Genomic DNA, 4,991 nt, shown 5'->3' with positions numbered 1-4,991 from the left:
TTACCTGTTTTCTTGTTAACGGTGAGGATGCCTTTGCCAACCAGCCATTCTGCCGGTTTTTCGCGGTCATCGGCCATTACCCACTGATCCAGGTTGCTGCCATCAAACAATACCACTGCATCAGAAGGAGCTGCACCAGCTTTCTTCGCAGGAATCACTTCCGGTGGCACGGGCGTGTATACCTCTGTATCTTCAGGCTTGGCTTTCTCCTGGGCATTTGCGGCACAAAATCCACCAGCTAACAGCATGGTAAATAAGAATTTTCTTTTCATAATCAATATTTAACTGGAATTAATTTCGGGTCAATAAAGTAACCGGCGTCACAATAATATACAAAATCCGATAGGGACGCAAGCATTTTTATGTCAGCGGTTAACCGTTTGGTAACATACAGTTAATACTAAAAAACATTCTTTGCGGATTATTTATGCTTCATTATACCGTGTTACCATTAAAATGAAAAGGGTTTTTCAGTTTATCGCGCTATGCTTGTTTATCTTTCCGGCTACTATCACCTTCGCGCAGGACTCCCTGCAGATGCAGCTGGAGACGGCGGGAAAGCTGAGCCGGCAATCGCCCGAAGCCGCTTTCCTGGCACTGCGCAAAATGCACGACCAGGCCATTGCCACGCATGATGACGTGGCTGCCGGCAAGTGCCTGCAACAAATGGGGAGGATTTGTTTCACCCTGGGCCACTACGCCAAATCATTGGAATATTACCAGCAAGCCGCCACGCTGTTTGCCGCTACCCGTCAAAAAGCAGCGGAAGCAGCTACCATGAACGATATAGGACTGCTGTATTATCGCAATATTAATAAGATGGGCGCCAAAGCCCAATATGATAAAGCACTGGCGCTTTACAGGGAACTAAATGATAAAGCCGGCATGGCAGCCACCTACGGGTATATTGGCCATCATTATGAAAAACAACAACAGTACGATAGCGCCTTTTTTTTCCAACAACTGGCGCTGAAGCAATACCAAAGCGTGCACGACACCTTCGGCATGGCCGGGATCTACGAAAACCTGGGTACCATCCACGAAGACCTGGAGAAATACGATACCGCCCTTTACTACTTTCAGCATGCATTACAACTGTATGAACTGCACCATGAACGGGTAGCAGGTATTGAAATAATTAACAATATAGGAGATGTGTTAAGGAAAACAGGCGACTACAAACGCAGCATGCCCTTTTCAAAAGAAGCCCTCGCCATCGCACAGCAAACCAATAATAAATACCAGGAAGCCGCCGCCGGAAAAGATATTGCCAAAACATTTAATCTCCTGGGCCGCAACGACAGCGCCTATTATTATATGGAGCAAAGTCGCAAATGCCTGGCAGAAATTTATTCTGCACAAAACAACCAGCAAATGAACTTCCTCCAGGTCATTTATGATACCAACAAAAAGAATGATGAAATCATGCAGCTGGAAAACAGCCACCAGATGAACCGCATCATTTATGCGTCGGTATTTATCGTAGTCATACTTCTCATCCTCCTTTGCCTGCTCACCATTTCCCGGCAAAAGCTGAAAATCAGCCAGGCCCAGGCCGTATCGGAAAGAAATGCAGAACTCAACCGGGTACAAAAAGACCAGCTGGAACTAAAAAGCAAACAACTGGCCACCCATACCCTCGACGTGATTCAACGCAACCAGTTCCTCGATGAACTGAGAAATACCCTCTCGCTCCTGGTACAGGAAGAAAAAAGGGACCAGAAAAAACAATTGCAACAACTGGTACTCAAAATAAACCAGAATGTCAATCACGAAAAACAATGGAAAGAATTCACCGGCATCTTTGAACAGGTGCACCAGGTGTTTTTCGATAAACTCAATGCACTTTACAGCGACCTTACTACCAACGATATCAAATTACTGGCGCTCCATAAAATGAATATGGACTCAAAAGATATGGCCACCATTCTGGGCATTTCGCCAGATAGTTTACGCGTAGCCCGATACCGCCTGCGCAAAAAATTAAATATCCCGGAAGGGGATACGTTGAATGCTTTTGTGCAAGGGCTGTGAAAAAGAATTACGAATTACGAATTACGAATTACGAATTACGGATTACGGATTTGTGGGAAGATAACAGCGGATGGTCTACCCACAAATCCGTAATTCGTAATTCGTAATTCTGTTAACAATATGGTAATGGAGCATGATGTTACAAGTAAACAATTAACTATCAATCATTTACAACTCATTTGTATACGCTGATTACGCTTTGTTTACGGGCTTGTTAACGCTGTATACGTTTTGCTTACGGCACTTTCTTGTAAATTTTTACGCAGCAGATCACATTTGCGATACCATTTACCACAAACACAAACGGTATCAAATTCATTAAAAATGAAGACACTTTTAAAAACGTTCTTATGTCTGCTGCTCAGCGCTACTATCGCCAAAGCCGATGGCCTGAAAGGACATGTGTACGATCAGAAAACAGGGGAACCGCTGGTAGGCGTTACCGTTATACTGGAACAAACCAAACTGGTAGCACTCACCGGCCTGGATGGTTCCTTTGAATTCAAAAAGGTAACTGCCGGCAAATTTACCCTCCTCATTTCCCACCTAACCTACAAAACACTCACACAGGCCGTAACAGTAACGGAAAAAGATAATCCGGCTATCAATGTTTACCTGAGTGAACGCAGCAGCAAAAACCTGAGCGAAGTAGTGGTAGCCGGCGGCTCCAAAGCTTCCTCAGAACATGCCGCCCGTAAACTGGAACAGAAATCCGTACAGGTAATGAACGTAGTATCCGGTCAGGCCATAGAAGTATCCCCCGACCTCACCGTGGCCAACGTTATCCAGCGCGTATCCGGCGTATCCATAGAACGTAGCAGCAATGGCGACGGACAGTATGCCATTCTCCGGGGTATGGATAAAAGATATAACTATACCCTCATCAACGGCGTGAAAATACCCAGCCCCGATAATAAATACCGCTATGTACCCCTGGACATTTTCCCTTCAGAACTGTTGGACAGACTGGAAGTATACAAATCCTTAACTCCCAACATGGAAGGAGATGCCGTAGGCGGTGTAGTGAACATGGTGATGAAAGATGCCCCCAACCGCTTGTCGCTCAATGCCAACATAGCTACCGGTTACAGCCAGATGATCCTGGACAAAGGTTTCACCAGCTTCGATCACAGTGGGATCAACAGCAAATCACCCTATGAGGTACATGGCAAAGACTATAATGCCACTCCTGCCGACTTTGCCACCGGCACCCTCAACTATAAACCTAAAAGCTTCGCCCCTAACCTGGTGGCAGGTTTATCTGTAGGCCAACGCTTTCTTAATAACAAACTGGGTGTAATCCTCGCAGGTAGCTTCCAGAACAACTACCGCGGTACCAGCAGCACATTTTATAATACAGACAATTCCAAAACAGAAAAGATCCAGGTAATCACCAGCATGCAGGAACGTCAGTATAGCGAGCAACAACAACGCAGCGGTGTACATGCCAAAATAGACTATGTCTTCAACGAAAATAACAAGCTGTCGCTCTACAATGCCTACATGAACCTGCAAAGCTTTCAAACACGTGAAGGTATCACCACTAACGTGTCTAACGGACAATTTGATCCGGTAGCCGGCAATGCACAACTTTCTTATCAAAGCCGCTCCAGGAAAATAAACCAGCAGATCTATAATTCCACCCTGCATGGCGATCACAAAATCATTCCCGGTAAATTAAAACTGGAATGGTCTGCGGTCATTTCCTCCGCGCAAAACGAAGTACCGGATAATACTACCATCGACGTATATGGACTGCGCAACAACTTCCAGGAAACACGTACCACCGTGGACCAAAGTATGCGTCGCTGGGAACGTAATACCGACAACGATATCGCCGGTTATGCCGACCTGACCTATACCGCAAGAATTGCCGGTACCAAAGTAGATTTCTCCGCAGGAGGATTATACCGCGACAAACAAAGAAGTAGTTTCTATAACAACTATAAATTTCTGCCAACGGATCTCGCCGCCGAATACGGTAAAGACTTCAACAGCTACGCCGACATCAAATGGAGTATAGAAAAAGCTACCGGCGCAGTAGACAACGCGTTAACATACGATGCTTCTGAAAAAACTGCTTCCGGATACGGTATGTTTAAATTCAAGGCTGCCAACCTGGAAGTAACTGGTGGTGTACGTGTAGAACATACCGACCAGGGCTATCATATGCTGTTCGCCAAGGGAGAAAAACGCCCTACCGGCAACCAGGTGTATACAGATGTATTACCCAGCCTGAACCTGAAGTATGAACTAACGGAGCACCAGAACATCCGTGGCTCCTACTTCCGCTCCTTAAACCGCCCCGGATTTTTTGAACTGGTACCCGGTCCTATTGTAAATGAAGATTATACTGAACGTGGTAATCCGGACCTGAAACGTGCCATCGCCGACAACCTGGATCTGCGCTATGAACTCTTCCCGAATCATACCGATCAGTTACTCGTAGGCGTTTTCTACAAAAGAATACAGGACCCTATCGAAAATACCCTCTTAGCCGATGCGGTTCGCGGACAGGACCTGTACTATACACCCGGTAACTTTGGTACCGCCCGCAACTACGGACTGGAAATAGATTATATCAAATTCTTTCATAAAGTAGGCTTCAAAGCCAACTATACCTACACGAACTCCGCTATCACCACACCGAAAAGTTTCCGGTATACAAATGATAAAGGCGACCAGCAAACAGGCAGCACTAATCAAACAAGACCCCTGTATGGTCAGTCGGCACATATCGCCAACCTCTCCCTGTTGTACAAAGACACGCAACATGGCTGGGATGCGCAACTGGCCAGCGCTTATACCGGTCCACGCATTACGTTGGTATCCCAGTTTGTGGATAATGACTTCTGGCAGAAAGGATTTATACAGATGGATATTTCCGTGGAGAAAAGGTTCCGGAACAACTTCAGCATTTTCGCCAAAGCCGGCAACCTGTTAAACACACCGACTAC

General features: G+C 45.9%; 2 protein-coding genes and 1 pseudogene. 2 read left to right on the top strand and 1 reads right to left on the bottom strand.

Annotated elements, in window-relative coordinates; all coding sequences use genetic code 11:
• Positions 1–272: pseudogene (locus VIP81_RS19900) on the bottom strand (DUF1080 domain-containing protein); the annotation flags it as partial.
• A 184-nt stretch (positions 273–456) separates the two neighbouring features.
• On the opposite strand from VIP81_RS19900, the gene VIP81_RS19895 reads away from it, so the two are divergent.
• Entirely contained in the window at positions 457–2,034 is a 1,578-nt protein-coding gene (locus tag VIP81_RS19895) for a tetratricopeptide repeat protein (RefSeq protein WP_331965174.1), read from the top strand.
• Between the two features lie 324 nt (positions 2,035–2,358).
• The coding region (locus tag VIP81_RS19890; protein ID WP_331965171.1) for a TonB-dependent receptor at positions 2,359–4,991 on the top strand (2,633 nt) is incomplete at its 3' end.

The organism is Chitinophaga sp. (assembly GCF_036566945.1).
GTDB lineage: Bacteria > Bacteroidota > Bacteroidia > Chitinophagales > Chitinophagaceae > Chitinophaga.
The sequence above is the reverse complement of the archived record's forward strand: the minus strand, read 5'-3'. Positions and strand labels throughout refer to the sequence as shown.

Bases quoted from the DNA above. Each gene is read 5' to 3' on its own strand.
- VIP81_RS19895 (WP_331965174.1), top strand. From the start codon at position 457: ATGAAAAGGGTTTTTCAGTTTATCGCGCTATGCTTGTTTATCTTTCCG.